Origin of the sequence: Vibrio sp. SNU_ST1, assembly GCF_030563405.1 — a bacterium.
Taxonomy (GTDB): domain Bacteria; phylum Pseudomonadota; class Gammaproteobacteria; order Enterobacterales; family Vibrionaceae; genus Vibrio.
The window spans coordinates 2,592,517-2,609,986 of sequence record NZ_CP130748.1; the positions used below are offsets into that span (position 1 = coordinate 2,592,517).

Below are 17,470 nucleotides of genomic sequence, written 5' to 3' on the forward strand. Positions count from 1 at the left end.
GCAGGGTCAACATCTGCGCTGTCTGTTCATATTTCTATCAAAAGCCCATAAAAATGAGCTTTTGCACACGCTTTAAATACCACTTACTTGTCAAAGTAAAAAAACTCGTTAATTTCGTTAAATTGGAACCCGTTAATTCTATTCTCTGTACTTGTTTTCATCCCTTTCAAGCAGTACATCAAAGGAAAGTAGTACCCAATTTATGTTTAGATTCTATCGTAAGCAGAAGTTTAAGCGCCTTCAAAACACTCTAATGCTGGCATTTCTTGTCCTTAGTATTACCCCTGTGACACTTATCGCGATATTTTTCCTCCAATCGCACAGTCAGGATCTTCAGGAACAAAGTACTTCGCACCTTGTTTCGGTCCGTGATACTAAACAGCAGCAAATTGTCGATTACCTACAAGCTCAAGAATCTCAAGTGATGGGCTTTGTTCGCTCAGAGCTTGCCAATGCCAGTGGCGGGCGATTCTATGGTTTGATCAATGCATTTCAACGCCTAGGGTTAGATATTGACGAAGCACGCGCCAATGCGCAGCAGCGTTATATAAAAGGTTCTGGCGATCAAATCAAAACATCGATTCTTCCTGAATCCAGCAGCTTTATTGGCAGCGAGCGCTATCGTCTACTTCATAAGCGTTACCACAACTCTTATTTAGAACTGCTTAAGCGTTCTGATTTTGACGACATTCTATTAGTCGACATTAACGGTAACATCGCTTATTCAGTATTTAAGCGCGATGACTACGGCACCAACTTGCTGACAGGTAAGTACAAAGATGCAAACCTCGGCAAAACCTTTCAACGCCTGGAAAAAGACGTAAAAGACAAACGTAAATCCAACGAAGACTACACGCCGGTTATCGTTTCTGACTTTAAAGACGAAAATGGTAAACAGACCGCATGGTTAGGCGCACCTATCGTTCAACAGGGCTACCTACACAGTTACGCCATGTTTAGACTGCCCATCAATGGTATTACTAAGCTTATTGCCGATCTCAACAAGAGTTCGAATATTCAAACCTTGCTTGTCGGCGATGATCATCTGCCACGTAGCCTTGCCCATTCGCAAGAGTCGATTAATCTGAGTTTAGATGTTGTTGATAAAGCTCTGGCAGGAGAAACGGCCGTTGGCACCTTCGACAACGCTCAAGATCAAGCGATCATCGCTGCATATACTCCAATTGAGCTCAAATATGCGACTTGGGCACTCGTCGTCGAGCTTCCTGAGAAAGAAGCATTTGCTCGTATTCATCAGCTAGAAAAGATCTTTGTGATCGTGATGCTGACGGCGATTATTCTTGTATTTGTCGCATCCCATTATCTGTCTAACTTCATCACATCACCGTTGCTCAAGCTCACATGGGCAGCAGAGAAAGTCTCTGCGGGTGACCTTGATGAAACCATGATTAATACCGAACGAAAAGATGAGATAGGCCGCCTCGCGGTAAGCTTCGAAAGAATGCAGCGTTCGATTCGTGAAAAGATGCTGCTCATTAAGAGTCAAAATGATGAGCTTGAGGACAACCTTAAGACCATTCAAAAACAAAATGAAGAGTTACAACTGGCCAACAAACTTAAAGATGAATTCTTAGCTACAACATCACACGAATTGAGAACGCCATTACATGGCATGGTAGGTATCGCTGAAGCGCTAATATCCGGCGCAAACGGTCCTATTCCTGCCAACCAGAAGTACCAGTTGGATATCATCATCAATAGTGGCCAGAGATTGGCAACACTGGTCGATGATCTACTTGATTACCACAAAATGCGCTACGGCAGTTTAGACATAAATAAATCTGCTGTTGATTTATCTGCTGCTACCAGCTTGGTACTAGAATTGTCTCATCACCTGTTGGGCAATAAGCCAATCCGAATTATTAACCAAGTACCCTGTGATTTAGGGCTGGTTTCGTCCGATCCTCAACGACTGGAACAAGTGATGTATAACTTGGTCGGCAATGCCATCAAGTACACATCAGAAGGTAAAATTGTTATCTCTGCAAGCGTTATCGACGACAACATTCGTGTACAAGTTGTTGATACAGGCCAAGGCATACCTGCTGAATACCTAGAACATATCTTTGAACCGTTAATTCAAGCAGGACAAGACTCAAGTAACTATCGCCAAGGTGCAGGGCTTGGGTTGTCCATAAGTCGTCAGCTGATTGAACTGATGGGCGGTTCACTGTACGTAAGTAGTCAACCAATGCTTGGCACGACGTTCAGCTTTACCCTGCCTTTAGCCACCCAAGAAGAATTGGATAACTACAGTGATTCAGGAAGCTATTCGCACTTCCAAGCGCCAGATTTAATTGATAACAGCCAACAAGAAAATAGTGTTATCAGTGAAGATCCAAACGGTCCGTTACTGGTTATCGCCGACGATGAGCCAGTAAACTTACGCGTGCTAGACAGTTTCTTGAAATTGGAAGGTTATCGAGTACGCACCGCATGTGACGGCCCTGAAACCATTGAACTGATTGAGAAAGAGAAGCCAGAATTACTTCTGCTCGATATTATGATGCCGGGTATGAGTGGCTATCAGGTGTGTGAGGCGCTGCGTAAACAGTATGACCATGCACAATTGCCAATCATTATGCTCACGGCACTAAACCAAGCAGAAGACCGGGTTCGTGGCTTTGAAGCAGGAGCCAATGATTACTTGTCTAAACCGTTCAACAAACAAGAACTGGCGGCGCGAATTACGGCTCACTTATCAGCAAGTAAAGCTGAGCAAAGGCGTCTTGAGAATGATCAATTGCAACTGGAGCTTAAACACAGAGCCATGGTTGAAGCGAACTTACTAGAAACTCAAGGACGTTTGCTAGAGCAGTTAGAATCAGCCCCTGAGGCGATCATCTGTATTCGTGATGACCAACGAATTCGATTTGCCAACGAAGCTGCAGCAAAACTATTTAGGCGCGGGCAAGAGCAGCTTAAACGCTCTATGGCCGATGAGATCATTGCGCCTAAATATCTTAAGGTGGAACACGCTCACTACTGTGGTGATATTGACATCTATATAGACGACACTCGTCAGCGCATACCAAGTGATATCCTTAAGCTACCTGAAGGCTCAGGGCTCGACACCATGTATATCTTTAATGTTGGTGGTGGGGTTAACTCAAACCGAGTCAATAACCTTGAAACGGCGGTTGAGGCACTTTCAAGCTACGCCTTTGAGGGTGACAAAGATAAACTACAACAACTGAAAGAGCTTGGCGGTGAATTTACTCGCCTTGCAGATAAAGCAACCGGTGAAGGTAAAAACAAACAAGAGCTGATGCGTGAAGTGCTGGTCGATGTCATGACTAATGCCATCATCTACTGGGAGTCTGTTACAGGGGAAACCAAGTTTGCCTTCGCAGAGAAGAGTGGCTTGTGGCGCGTCTACCTAGACCGCAGTACCCTGCAAACTAGAACGCTAGACAAATATCTACGTGTAGAAACTCTACCGAAAACTCCTCGCTGGCGAACGGTACTGAGCTCTATCGAGTTTATACTTGAGCACTGTAAAGAACAGACACCTGAAAGAACTCATATTGAGACACTAAGGGATAAGCTACAAAAACTACTGACCAGTTAGCCCTGAAGTAAGCTCAGGCTACTGTAAATAATGAAGCCCACCTAGCGTGGGCTTTTTTGTGAATATCGTACGCGTCCAAAGGACAATGACGTCGATTAAAATACACTTCTTTTACGGCATTAAACAAGCAAAATGACACGTTACTCAATCTTAAATAATCACCAGTTCAGTTACTATTTTTAGTCTTATTCTTGGCTGATTTTCACATTCCTCCGGCTCTTTGTTGCAGTTTGAGAAGCGAGTCACAACAGAACGGCAGATTTAATTTTCTAGAAAAATTTAACGTAAAATAGGTAAGTGACCGAGATCTACAATTACACCATAGCAAGATAACCTCCTATAGTTAAAAGCCACTGAGGTTAGTAACCACTCACAAGAAACCGCCACCACAAAACCAAATGCGAGTCACATCACCTTAACAATTACGCACAAAAAACCACCAAAGAAAGCTATTTTGACGTTAATGACGTGGTGTTGTGTGTTTTTAACGTTTTTGACGGGAAACGAGTTTGATTAATTCATCGATAAGGTGTTTTCTTACTCCTGCCAAAGGCCTACAGGCCACTCTTACCACTTCTCGGAATCAAAGATGAATCTGGAGTAACGAAGAAGAGGTAGGCCTTTAACTAGAGTGTGTATCTACTAACTAATTAGCGACAGATAACATTCAATCCATTAGTGAAATGAAAGCAAATAGTAAGGAACAGCTATGCTTGCCAATATAAAAAAAACAGCAATAGCAACAGCAATTATTGCAACTGCTACAACAGGTTTTGCATCAGTAGCAACAGCTGCAGAGCGCAGCGAACTGACCGTTCACCCGAAAGAGTACACTACATTCGTACGTAACTTTAACCCGTACCTTGGTGCTACTAACCTACATACTACCACTGACTTCATGTACGAGCCTTTAGTAGTATTTAACGAAATGCACGGTAACACTCCGGTGTTCCGTCTAGCTGAAAACTTCAAAATGTCAGATGATCTGATGAGCGTTGTTTTCGACATTCGTAAGGGTGTTAAATGGTCTGATGGAGAAACTTTCTCTGCTGATGATGTTGTTTTTTCTTTCAACCTTGTAAAAGAGAAACCAGAACTTGACCAATCTGGTATCAACTCTTGGGTAACTTCTGTAGAAAAACTGAACGACAACCAAGTTAAGTTCACACTAACAGAAGCAAACTCAAACGTACCTTACGAGATTGCTAAAGTACCTGTAGTACCTAAGCACATCTGGAAAGACGTTAAAGATCCATCAACGTTTACCAATGAGAACCCGGTAGGTTCTGGTCCATTTACAGAAATCGATACGTTTACAGCGCAACTATACATCCAGTGTGCAAACCCGAACTACTGGGATGCAGACAACCTAGATGTTGACTGTCTACGTGTTCCACAAATTGCGAACAACGACCAGTTCTTAGGTAAAGTTGTAAACAGTGAAATGGACTGGACGTCTTCTTTCGTTCCAGATATCGATCGTACATACGCTGCAGCAAGCCCTAAACACCACTACTGGTACCCGCCAGCAGGTACACAAGCGTTCATCGTTAACTTCAAGCACCCTGATGCTGCGAAGCATGAAGCATTGAGCAACGTTGAATTCCGTCGTGCTTTCTCTATGGCACTTGACCGCCAAACTATCATCGACATCGCATTCTACGGTGGCGGTACTGTGAACGATTTCGCATCGGGTCTTGGCTACGCGTTTGAAGCTTGGTCTGATGAAAAAACTCATGACAAGTACAAAGGCTTCAACACTTACAACGCTGAAGGCGCGAAGAAGCTTCTTGCTGACGCTGGCTTCAAAGATGTAAACAAAGATGGTTTTGTTGACACTCCATCAGGTAAATCTTTCGAACTAATGATTCAATCGCCAAACGGCTGGACTGACTTCAACAACACAGTTCAACTTGCGGTAGAGCAACTAAACGAAATCGGTATTAAAGCGAAAGCTCGTACACCTGACTTCTCTGTTTACAACCAAGCAATGCTTGAAGGTACATACGACGTAGCATACACAAACTACTTCCACGGTGCGGATCCATACACGTACTGGAACAGTGCTTACAACTCATCACTACAATCTGGTGATGGTATGCCTCGTTTCGCTATGCACTTCTACAAAAATGACAAGCTAGATGGTCTTCTAAATAGCTTCTACAAAACAGCTGACAAGAACGAACAGCTAGATATTGCACATGGTATCCAGCAAATTATCGCTGCAGACCAAGTGACAATCCCTGTGATGTCTGGTGCTTACATGTACCAATACAACACAACTCGATTCACTGGTTGGTGGAACGAAGAAAATCCAAAAGGCCGTCCGAACATTTGGGCTGGTATTCCAGAGCGTCTACTTCATGTACTGGACCTAAAACCAGTTAAATAAGTAATCGTTCAATCTTTGCGGCGTAACTTCTTACGCCGCTTATAAAAATCCCCACACTATCAATTGAAAGTATGGCGCTAGTCGTCAGGGGATTTTTCGTTCCAAATTTCGCTAGGAGCGACCTGAATCCAGAAACAGGGAAACAATCTGGGTGAGTAAGGTGTGAGTTATGGGTTATTTTTTAAGACGTTTGTCATTTTATTTTGTCGCGCTATTAGTTGCAGCGACGTTAAACTTTATTATTCCAAGAGCAATGCCTGGTGACCCAGTTACCATGATGTTTGCGAACGCTTCTGTACAAGTTACTCCTGAGCGTATTGCTGCAATGAAAGAACTATTAGGCTTCGTTGATGGCGGCTTACTGGTTCAATACGGCGCATACATGAAGAACATTCTAAGCTGGGAGCTTGGCACATCAATTCAATTCTACCCACTTTCTGTAAATACTCTGTTGGGTGGAGCATTTGGTTGGTCGCTATTCTTAGCAGGCACCGCCGTTATTCTTTCTTTCTCTATTGGTTCAATCCTAGGTATTTTTGCAGCGTGGAAACGTGGCAGCAAATACGATGCCTTTGTGACTCCAGGGATGCTGATTTTACAAGCCGTTCCTCAGGTTGTTATTGCCATGATTGCGCTGTTTACCTTCGCAATCGGCTTGAAATGGTTCCCAACAGGTTACGCCTATACCGCGGGTACGATTCCAGATTGGACAAGCTGGGCATTCATTAAAGATGTCGCTTACCACGCCTTCTTACCTTTGCTATGTGCATCTATTGTTCAAATTGGTGGCTTCCTAGTAAACATGCGTAACAACATGATCAACCTGCTAGCTGAAGATTACATCACCATGGCGAAAGGCAAAGGCCTTAGCGAAAACCGAGTGGTATTCAATTACGCAGCTCGTAACGCGATGCTACCAAGTGTGACAGCACTTTCTATGTCGCTAGGTATGGCAATCGGTGGTCAGTTAATTATCGAAATCATCTTTAACTACCCAGGCCTTGGCAGCGTACTTTTCAACGCAATTAACGCTCGTGATTACCAAGTACTGCAAGGTCAACTGCTTATCATGACGCTATTCATGCTGTTCTTTAACCTAGTTGCAGACATGCTTTACGTTGTTCTTGACCCTCGTCTTCGTAAGGGTGGTAAATAATCATGAAAGATATTCTAAAACTCATTTGGCGTAACCCGATGGCCTTAACAGGCGTCATCATCCTAAGTATTTTTATTCTTGGTGCGATTGCGGCTCCATTGATAACTAAACACGTACCAGACAAACGTACAGGTAACCCGCACGAATACCCTGGCTTCGTGGTTAAGTCTGCACAAACAAGCCCTGATGGCTGGGTTGCTCAAAACCTAGCAGACGATCGTCGTACATTGATAATGTCTAAAAAGGCTGACCACGTACTTGGGACAACTCGTATGGGTCGTGACGTTTGGTCACAAGTGGTATACGGCGCACGCGTATCTCTTGCTGTAGGTTTTGGTGCGGGTCTTACCGTATGTTTACTCGCGACAGTGATCGGTGTTTCGGCAGGTTACTTTGGCGGACGTGTCGATGATGTTCTGACAGCCGCAATGAACATCATGCTAGTTATTCCTCAATACCCATTACTGTTTGTAGTTGCAGCCTTTATCGGCGAGGCAGGGCCACTCACCATAACCTTGGTTATCGGCTTTATGTCCTGGGCTTGGGGCGCGCGTGTTGTTCGTTCCCAGACCTTAGCACTGCGTGAAAAAGAGTTTGTAAAAGCCGCTGAAGTTCTGGGTGAATCTTCATTCCGTATTATCTTCGTAGAGATTCTTCCAAACCTTATCTCTATTGTTGGCGCGAGCTTCATCGGTTCAGTGATGTACGCAATCATGATGGAAGCAACGATTTCGTTCTTAGGTCTTGGTGACCCGAACACAATCAGCTGGGGCATCATGCTTTACAACGTTCAAACCTCTTCATCAATGCTGATTGGCGCTTGGTGGGAACTATTGGCTCCTTGTATCGCATTGACACTACTTGTAACTGGTCTTGCTCTACTTAACTTCGCTGTCGATGAAATTGCCAACCCGCAACTGCGTTCTCACAAGGGCATGAAGCGTTGGAAGAAATTAGCAGCACAAGACAAAGAAGAACGTGAACCTGAACTACCACCACAAAATGCACTTTGGAGCGGAGATAAATAATCATGTCTGAACCACTAATTTCTATCCGCAATTTATGCGTGGATTACATCACAGAGTCTGGCGATGTACGTGCATGTAACAACGTAAGTTTCGACATTGCTCCAGGTGAAGTATTCGGCCTAGCAGGTGAATCTGGCTGTGGTAAATCAACTGTTGCTTTCTCTCTTATGCGTCTGCATAAGCCGCCCGCTTACATCAGTGGTGGTGAGGTTATCTTCAATGGTGAGAACATCCTTGAATACAGTGATGACCGTATGCAAGCGTTCCGTTGGAGCGAGATGTCGATGGTATTCCAGAGTGCGATGAACGCACTCAACCCTGTATTACCAATGGAAGAGCAGTTCTGTGACGTAATTATGCGTCACACCAACATGACTCGTGAGCAAGCTAAGCAACGCGCTGAAGGTCTACTTGAAATCGTAGATATTCACCCGAGCCGATTGAGTGACTACCCTCACCAATTCTCTGGCGGCATGCGTCAGCGCTTGGTTATTGCTATCGCTTTAGCATTGAATCCAAAGCTGATCATTATGGATGAGCCAACGACCGCACTTGATGTAGTTGTTCAACGCGAAATCCTACAAAAGATCTATGCACTAAAAGAAGAGTTTGGCTTCTCGATTCTGTTCATCACCCATGACTTGTCATTGATGGTCGAGTTCTCTGACCGTATCGGCATCATGTACTCAGGTGAGCTTATCGAGGTTGCCAATGCTCAAGATATTCTAGAAAACCCTTACCACCCTTATACCAAAGGGCTGGGAAGTTCTTTCCCTCCACTAACAGGGCCAAAGACAAAACTAGCGGGTATTCCGGGCAACCCTCTGAACTTGTTAGAGATTCCTGAAGGGTGTCGTTTCCAAGCTCGTTGTGACCGTGTACATGAAACATGTACCAAGGTACCAACCAAGCTGCGTTCTATCGACCCGGGACATTTGTCTAACTGCCACCTGTACAGTGACCCAATAGTACAAAGGAAGCTATAGCTTGCACGCTGATTCAGCGTGAATAACAAATAAGGCGGCTCAACCGCCGAAATGCAAGCAAAGCGAATCAGGATTCTGGAGACAATTATGAGCAAAGATTTCGGTCAATTATTGGTAGAAGGCAAGAATGTCGTAAAAGACTTCCCAATAAGCAGTACCACAATTCAAACCCCAATGATGCGTGCGATTAACGACGTATCATTCAAGATGTATAAAAGTCGCGGCCTAGCTGTGGTTGGTGAGTCTGGTTCAGGCAAATCAACAACAGCAAAAATGATCGCAAAAATGTACGCGCCTTCGGGCGGTACGATCGAATACAAAGGTCGTGATATCCAAGAGATCTCAAGCAGAAAAGATCTTATGCACTACCGTGAAGGCGTGCAGATGGTATGGCAAGACCCGTTTGGTTCCCTGAACCCAACACATAACATCTTCCACCACATAGCTCGACCATTGTTGATCCACAAAAAAGTATCTCCGGGCAACAAGAAAGAGTTACAGGAACGTGTATACGATCTTCTAGAGCAAGTTGGCTTAGTGCCACCACAAGCAACGGCAGAGAAGTACCCTCATCAACTCTCTGGTGGTCAGCGTCAACGTGTCAACCTAGCCCGTAATATTGCGGTTGGCGCAGAAGTTGTATTAGCCGATGAACCAACATCGATGCTTGATGTATCGATTCGTGCTGGTGTTTTGAACCTGATGGAAGAGATGAAGTTTGAGAAACAAATGTCTCTACTTTACATCACCCACGATATCGCAACCGCTCGTTACATTGCTGAAGACCTTTCAGTGATGTACGTGGGGCACATGGTGGAATGGGGCGATACCGATGACGTGATTGCCAACCCTCAGCACCCTTATACCCAACTGCTTGTTTCTGCGGTTCCAGATCCTAAAAAATCGATCCACGAACAACTCGCAGGCAACAAAGGTGAGATCCCTCTTTGGACACCAGTCTCAGCTGGTTGCCCATTTGCAGGTCGTTGTACTCATGCAATGGATAAGTGTAAAGAGCAGTTACCAGGGGTTACGCAATTAGCCGATAACCACTTTGTACGTTGTTACCTACACGAAAGCTAAGCAATAAAACCAAGTTAGGGTCTGCGGGCCCTAACTATTTATATCCAAAACATTCAAGTACCTAGCCAATAGAAACTAGGACTGTCGGAGAATATTGATGCTGTTATTGACCAACCATATTGGCTATGAATCAACAGGCCCCAAGCAGGCTATCTTACAAACCAAGAAAGCTCGCCTATCTAGCACAACAGCTCTACTCGTCTGTGCAGACAACCATATCACTGTCGGAAGTTTTGATGTGGTTAAACAAGGCCGCGTAGCAAATTGGCATCAAGGGCAATTCTTCACTATCGATTTCAGTTCATTCACTGAATCAGGTCGCTACTACTTGCGCTTTGATAACCTTCGCTCAGAAGCATTTGAAATTGGTAGCAACTTATTAATGAACCACACGTTTTCTGATGTACTTCATTACTTCAAGTCACAACGCTGTGGCGGTACTTTCGACAAAAAAGATCGACAAGCACAAATTCTGGGCACTGACAGATACGTCGATGTTCATGGCGGTTGGTACGACGCATCAGGTGATGTAAGTAAGTACTTTAGCCACCTATCTTATGGCAATTATCTCAACCCACAACAAATTCCAATGGTTGTTTGGAACATGCTCAAAAGCGTGCGCTTAACTAGCAATAACCCAGACTTTCCTAAATTCTCAATGACTCGTTTAGTGGAAGAAGCCCTATTCGGTGCCGATTTCTTAGTGCGTATGCAAGACGCTGACGGATACTTTTACATGACGGTATTCGACAAGTGGAGTAAAGACATCAATCAACGTGACATCTGTACATACGCCACTCAAGAAGGTAACAAATCAACGGACTTGCAAGCGGGCTACCGACAAGGTGCGGGCGTTGCTATCGCCGCATTAGCTGCTGCATCTGAACTTGAAACCTCGGGCAGTTACTCGAGCCAAACTTACCTTGAAACTGCCGTTAGCGGTTATTGGCACCTAAAAGAACATAACCTGCAGTACCTAAACGATGGTGAAGAAAACATCATCGATGAGTATTGCGCCCTACTCGCAGCCAATGAGCTGTACCGAGTAACACAAGACGAACAATACCTTTCAGAAGCAAGAGCTTGGGCTAGTCGCTTGATCTCTCGTCAGCAATCCGATGATTCGTTTGCGCACTTCTGGTCGGCAAACTCTGATGGCTCTCGCCCCTATTTCCATGCAGCTGAAGCTGGCCTTCCTGTAATTGCTCTGTGCGAGTACATCGATAATGAAACTGACACTGAGTTGAAAGAACAAGCACGTGTGGTTGTTGAGCAAGCTTGTCTGTTCGAAATCAATATTACCGACAAAGTCATCAACCCATTTGGCTACCCAAGACAGTACGTTAAGTCTGTCGACGGTGATAAGCGTGATGCATTCTTTGTCGCTCAACAGAACGAAACTGGTTACTGGTGGCAAGGCGAAAACGCGCGTCTTGGCTCAATTGCGACCATGGCGTACTTAGTTCAACCACACATTCAAGATGCCGGTCTTCAAAAGCGCTTAATCCAGCTTTCACAAAACAGCCTTGATTGGGTCTTAGGTCTCAACCCATACCATATGTGCATGCTGGATGGTCACGGTCATAACAATCCAGACTACTTACCTCAGCTTGGTTTTTTCAATGCAAAAGGTGGTGTCTGCAACGGCATCACGGCAGGGTTCGAAGACGAACAAGACATAGCATTCAACCCACCAGCACAGAAAGACGACATGCTTCAAAACTGGCGCTGGGGTGAACAATGGATCCCTCATGGGGCGTGGTATTTGCTAGCAACGGCTGCGCAGTTCAACTTCCTCGCACAAAGTAAGGAGCAATAATCATGACTCTTTACTACGTAGGTATTGATGGTGGAGGCACGTCTTGTCGAGCTCGAATCAGAGATGACCAAGGCAAACTCATTGGTGAAGCTAAGAGCGGTAGTGCCAACATCCTCTTGGGCGTTGATGTTGCGATGAACTCTATTATTTATGCCATTACCAAAGCCGCACAACAAGGGCAACTCGACTCTAACGATTTTTCTAATATGCATGTTGGTTTGGCACTAGCTGGTGCTGAACAGAAGTCAGCATGGCTCGACTTCATGGCACAAGCACACCCTTTCGCAAGTATGACACTCAATACAGACGCCTATGGTGCATGTATTGGTGCACATAATGGCCAAGACGGCGCGATCATGATTGGTGGTACAGGTTCATGTGGTATCTACCTAAACAACGGCGAACAACACGTGGTTGGCGGTCGTGAATTTCCAATTTCTGACCAAGGCGGCGGCGCAGTGATGGGCCTTCGTTTAATTCAGCAAGTTCTACTCGCTGAAGATGGTATTCGTAGCAAAACCGCGCTGACTCAACATGTTATGAATCATTTCAATAATGATGTTGATGCCATCGTGGCATGGTCAAAAGACGCGATTCCAAAGGATTACGGTCAATTCTCACCCGTCATTTTTCAACTGGCAAATGAAGGCGATGAACTGGCTATAGCGATGCTTAAGCAGACTGCTGCCGATATCGAAATGTTTGTGTTAGCGCTGCATCGAAAAGGCGCTGACAAGGTGTGCTTAATGGGAAGTATCGCTGAACGCATTCTCAACTGGCTATCACCACCAGTACAACAATGGATCGTTAAACCTCAATTTGACGCTATCGAAGGCGCATTGATGTTTGCCGGAAAGTCACAACACAACTTGTATCAACAGGCTTAGCAGGGAAGTTATATGAATTATCGCATCGACTTAGCTGTTCTTTCTGAACAAAAAAATAACTGCCGATTTGGCCTTACGGTACATAACTTAAGTGACCTCGACGTAAAAGATTGGTCTCTGCATTTTGCATTTGACCGCTTTATCCTTCCAGAGAGTCTATCGCAAGGTGAACTGACTCAAGTTGGAAGCTATTGCTCGTTCAAACCAAGTTCGCCAGTGTTAAAGGCAAATAACCATTACTACCTTGAATTCAGTATTCAAAGCGCCCCATTCCGCTTCTATTCTGATGGCCTTAATGATGCCTTTATCCAATCACATCATGATGGAGAAACATCTGTGCTACCAGTCGCGATATCACCCATAGTACTGGCTTCGCCGTACCGTGAACGCAATCAAATACCTGAAGTTAACGCTGCTGAAATTGCATTGATTCCTCAGCCAAATCAGCTCGAACTCAAGCAAGGTAGCTTCGCGCTAAGCTGTGAATGCAAGATTGAGGTTCAATCTCACCTTGCAGATAAAGCCGTCTCTTGGTTGCAGCAAGAGTTACTTTCTACCTTTGAACTGTCGATTTCGAATGAGCTTCCAACAGAAGAAGGCGATGACATTCTATTTCGCAGCAATCCAACATTAGACGAAGCAGAATACAAACTCCGCATTACTGAACAACAGATAATTGTTGAATCAGGTAGCCAGTCTGGGTTTACACACGCCGTGGCAAGTCTGATTCAATTGGTTCAACAACTGGATGCCGAAAATTTTTCTATTCCATGCTGCAAAATCGTCGATCACCCCCGCTTTAAGTACCGAGGCATGATGTTGGATTGCGCGCGTCACTTCCACTCAGTAGAGCAAGTGAAGCGCTTAATCAATCAACTAGCGCACTACAAGTTCAACGTTTTTCATTGGCACCTAACCGATGATGAAGGTTGGAGAATCGAGATCAAGAGCCTACCTCAGCTAACAGAAGTCGGCGCATGGCGTGGTCCTGATCATGCATTAGAACCGCAATACACCCACATTTCAGATAACTATGGCGGTTTCTACACGCAACAACAGGTTCGTGAAGTCATTGAATACGCAGAGCAGCGTAGCATCACGGTTATCCCTGAGATTGACATCCCAGGCCACTGCCGCGCCGCGATCAAATCACTACCAGACATGCTAGTTGAGCAAGCCGACACCACTCAATACAAGAGTATTCAGCACTACAATGACAACGTACTAAACCCAGGTTTACCGGGTACTTACCAATTTCTAGATGCCGTCATTGAAGAAGTGGCTGAACTCTTCCCTAGCGAACTAATTCACATGGGTGCAGACGAAGTACCACCCGGAGTGTGGACCAACAGCCCTGCAGCTCAAACTTTGATGAAAGAACACCAGTACCAAGACAGCAAAGACTTGCAAGGTCACCTATTCCGCTATGCCGAAAACAAGCTCAAGCAACTCGGTAAGCGAATGGTCGGCTGGGAAGAAGCACAGCACGGCGACAAGGTGAGCAAAGAGACGATCATCTACTCGTGGCTCAGTGAAGAAGCAGCTGTTAATTGCGCTCGCCAAGGCTTTGATGTGGTTCTACAACCTGCACAGTTTACCTATCTCGACATGACCCAAGATTATGCACCGGAAGAACCGGGCGTCGATTGGGCTGCCGTTATCCCATTAGAACAAGCTTATACCTACGAAGCGCTTGCTGAGATATCCGACACCGACCCAATTCGTAAGCGGATCCGCGGAATTCAGTGTGCTCTATGGTGTGAGATCGTCACCAACCAAAAGCGTATGGATTACATGGTATTCCCAAGAATTAGCGCTTTAGCTGAAGGATGTTGGACACATAAAAACAACCGAAACTGGCTAGATTACCTATCTCGCCTAAAGGGTCACCTGCCATTACTCGACAGACTCAATATTGACTATCGCAACCCTTGGAAAGCTGAATAAAACAAAACCAAAGCATACTCACACCGAGTATCAGCTTAACCCTGATTAAGGTGTTCAGTCAGATAAGACTCAGCATCACTATTTAGAAAATTAGCTGCATAGATGCAGTTTGTTAAAAAGGAAATGACAATGAAATACGGCTATTTCGATAACGACAATCGCGAATACGTCATCACTCGCCCTGATATACCAGCACCTTGGACAAACTACCTAGGTACTGAAAAGTTTTGTACCGTGATTTCGCACAATGCGGGCGGTTACTCGTTCTACAATTCTCCGGAATACAACCGTGTTACTAAATTCCGTCCAAACGGTACCTTCGACCGTCCAGGACACTATGTTTACCTACGTGATGATGAGACAGGTGATTACTGGTCTATCTCTTGGCAGCCAGTGGCAAAGAGCCTAGATGAAGCGAACTACGAAGTTCGTCACGGCCTGTCATACTCAAAGTTCAAATGTGAATACAGCGGCATTACAGCAACTAAGACTCTCTTTGTGCCTAAGGGTGAAGATGCAGAAGTTTGGGACGTTGTACTAAAGAACAACACTGACAAGCCAAGAACCATCAGCACTTTCTCGTTTGTTGAGTTCTCTTTCAGCCATATTCAATCAGACAATCAAAACCATCAGATGTCTTTGTACTCTGCGGGCACGTCTTACCAAGAAGGTGTTCTGGAATACGACCTGTACTACAACACTAACGACTTTGAAGGCTTCTACTACCTAGCTTCAACTTTCTCACCAGACAGCTACGATGGCCAACGTGACAACTTCCTTGGCATGTACCGTGATGAAGCAAATCCAATTGCGGTTGAAAACGGTAAGTGTTCTAACAGCGCTCAAACTTGTTACAACCACTGTGGTTCTCTGCACAAGCAATTTACGATTCAGCCGGGTGAAGAAGTTCGCTTTGCTTACGTGCTAGGTATCGGCAAAGGCAACGGTGAGCGCCTACGTGAGAAGTACCAAGACACAGCCAATGTAGATGCGGCTTTCCAAGGCATCAAAGATCACTGGGATGAACGCTGCAACAAGTTCCAAGTTAAGTCTCCAAACGAAGGCTTAGACACCATGATCAACACTTGGACACTGTACCAAGCAGAAACCTGTGTAGTTTGGTCGCGTTTTGCATCATTCATTGAAGTTGGCGGCCGTACTGGTCTTGGTTACCGTGATACTGCGCAAGATGCGATTTCAGTACCTCATGCCAACCCACAAATGACTAAGAAACGTATTATCGACCTGCTTCGCGGCCAAGTGAAAGCCGGCTACGGTCTACACCTATTTGATCCAGACTGGTTTGATCCAGAGAAAGCTGACGTTGAACCTTCAAAATCGCCAACGGTTGTTCCAACGCCTTCAGACGACGACAAGATCCACGGCATTGACGATACCTGTTCTGATGATCACTTATGGATCGTACCAACCATCATCAAATATGTGATGGAAACCGGAGAACACGATTTCTTTGACGAAGTGATTCCATACGCAGATGGTGGCGAAGCAACGGTTTACGAACACATGAAAGCCGCACTGAACTTCTCTGCTGAATACGTGGGTCAAACAGGTATCTGTAAGGGTCTTCGCGCAGACTGGAATGACTGTTTGAACCTAGGTGGTGGTGAATCTTCAATGGTTTCATTCCTACATTTCTGGGCTCTACAAGAATTTTTAGACCTGGCTAAGTTCCGCAATAACGATGCTGACGTTACTAAATACACTGAAATGGCAGCTAATGTTCGCGAAGCTTGTGAAACGCACCTTTGGGATGACGAGGGTGGTTGGTACATCCGTGGTCTAACAAAAAATGGCGACAAGATCGGTACCGCTCAACAAGCTGAAGGTCGTGTACACCTTGAGTCAAACACGCTAGCGGTTCTATCTGGCGCGGTTTCTCAAGAGCGTGGCGAGAAAGCGATGGATGCAGTTGATGAGAACCTATTCTCTGAATACGGCTTGCACCTAAATTCTCCTTCATTCGCAACACCAAACGATGATATCGGCTTTGTGACTCGCGTTTATCAAGGCGTAAAAGAGAATGGCGCAATCTTCTCTCACCCGAACCCATGGGCTTGGGTAGCAGAAGCGAAGCTAGGTCGTGGTGACCGTGCGATGAAGTTCTACGACGCACTGAACCCGTACAACCAAAACGACATGATTGAAACGCGTTACGCAGAACCCTACTCGTACGTGCAGTTCATCATGGGTAAAGATCACCAAGACCATGGTCGTGCAAACCACCCTTGGTTAACGGGTACCTCTGGTTGGGCTTACTTCGCGGTAACCAACTTTATTCTTGGTGTTCGCACAGGCTTTGAAGGATTAACAGTCGATCCTTGTATCCCGACTGATTGGCCGGAATTCGAGGTTACTCGTCAATGGCGTGGCGCGACTTACAACATCACAGTGCAAAACCCGAATGCAGTAAGCAAAGGGGTTGCCTCTATCACTATCAACGGTGAGTCAGTTGAAGGTGCAATCCCAGTACAAGCAGAAGGCAGCGTGAACGATGTTGTCGTTGTTCTAGGCTAGTCACTTAATTTAACGAACAGCTCTTGCCTCAAGTCTTTATCAACT

The 17,470-nt window shown here is 45.2% G+C and carries 10 protein-coding genes; all 10 read left to right on the forward strand.

Annotated features, from left to right (window positions below):
• The first annotated feature begins 202 nt into the window (after window positions 1-202).
• The gene (locus Q5H80_RS11330) at window positions 203-3,592 is read left to right on the forward strand and encodes a response regulator (protein WP_304564811.1); all 3,390 of its coding nucleotides are present in this window, start codon (window positions 203-205) and stop codon (window positions 3,590-3,592) included.
• Window positions 3,593-4,301: 709 nt separating this feature from the next.
• Entirely contained in the window at window positions 4,302-5,984 is a 1,683-nt protein-coding gene (locus tag Q5H80_RS11335; protein ID WP_009847561.1) for an ABC transporter substrate-binding protein, read from the forward strand.
• A 169-nt stretch (window positions 5,985-6,153) separates the two neighbouring features.
• Entirely contained in the window at window positions 6,154-7,140 is a 987-nt protein-coding gene (locus tag Q5H80_RS11340) for an ABC transporter permease (protein ID WP_009847562.1), read from the forward strand.
• 2 nt (window positions 7,141-7,142) lie between these two features.
• Window positions 7,143-8,168, forward strand: coding sequence for an ABC transporter permease (locus Q5H80_RS11345; RefSeq protein ID WP_135382805.1), 1,026 nt, complete (start codon window positions 7,143-7,145; stop codon window positions 8,166-8,168).
• A gap of 2 nt (window positions 8,169-8,170) precedes the next feature.
• Window positions 8,171-9,154 (forward strand): ABC transporter ATP-binding protein, encoded by a 984-nt coding sequence (locus Q5H80_RS11350; protein WP_304564812.1) that lies wholly within the window; start codon window positions 8,171-8,173, stop codon window positions 9,152-9,154.
• An 87-nt stretch (window positions 9,155-9,241) separates the two neighbouring features.
• A complete protein-coding gene (locus Q5H80_RS11355) occupies window positions 9,242-10,237 on the forward strand; it encodes an ABC transporter ATP-binding protein (protein WP_009847565.1) in 996 nt (331 codons plus the stop codon).
• 97 nt (window positions 10,238-10,334) lie between these two features.
• Window positions 10,335-12,056, forward strand: coding sequence for a glycoside hydrolase family 9 protein (locus Q5H80_RS11360; protein WP_304564813.1), 1,722 nt, complete (start codon window positions 10,335-10,337; stop codon window positions 12,054-12,056).
• Between the two features lie 2 nt (window positions 12,057-12,058).
• On the forward strand, window positions 12,059-12,943 hold the full coding sequence (locus Q5H80_RS11365) for an N-acetylglucosamine kinase (RefSeq protein ID WP_304564814.1): 885 nt from the start codon (window positions 12,059-12,061) through the stop codon (window positions 12,941-12,943).
• 12 nt (window positions 12,944-12,955) lie between these two features.
• On the forward strand, window positions 12,956-14,890 hold the full coding sequence (locus Q5H80_RS11370) for a beta-N-acetylhexosaminidase (RefSeq protein WP_304564815.1): 1,935 nt from the start codon (window positions 12,956-12,958) through the stop codon (window positions 14,888-14,890).
• 129 nt (window positions 14,891-15,019) lie between these two features.
• A complete protein-coding gene (locus tag Q5H80_RS11375) occupies window positions 15,020-17,425 on the forward strand; it encodes a GH36-type glycosyl hydrolase domain-containing protein (protein WP_304564816.1) in 2,406 nt (801 codons plus the stop codon).
• Window positions 17,426-17,470: the final 45 nt, after the last annotated feature.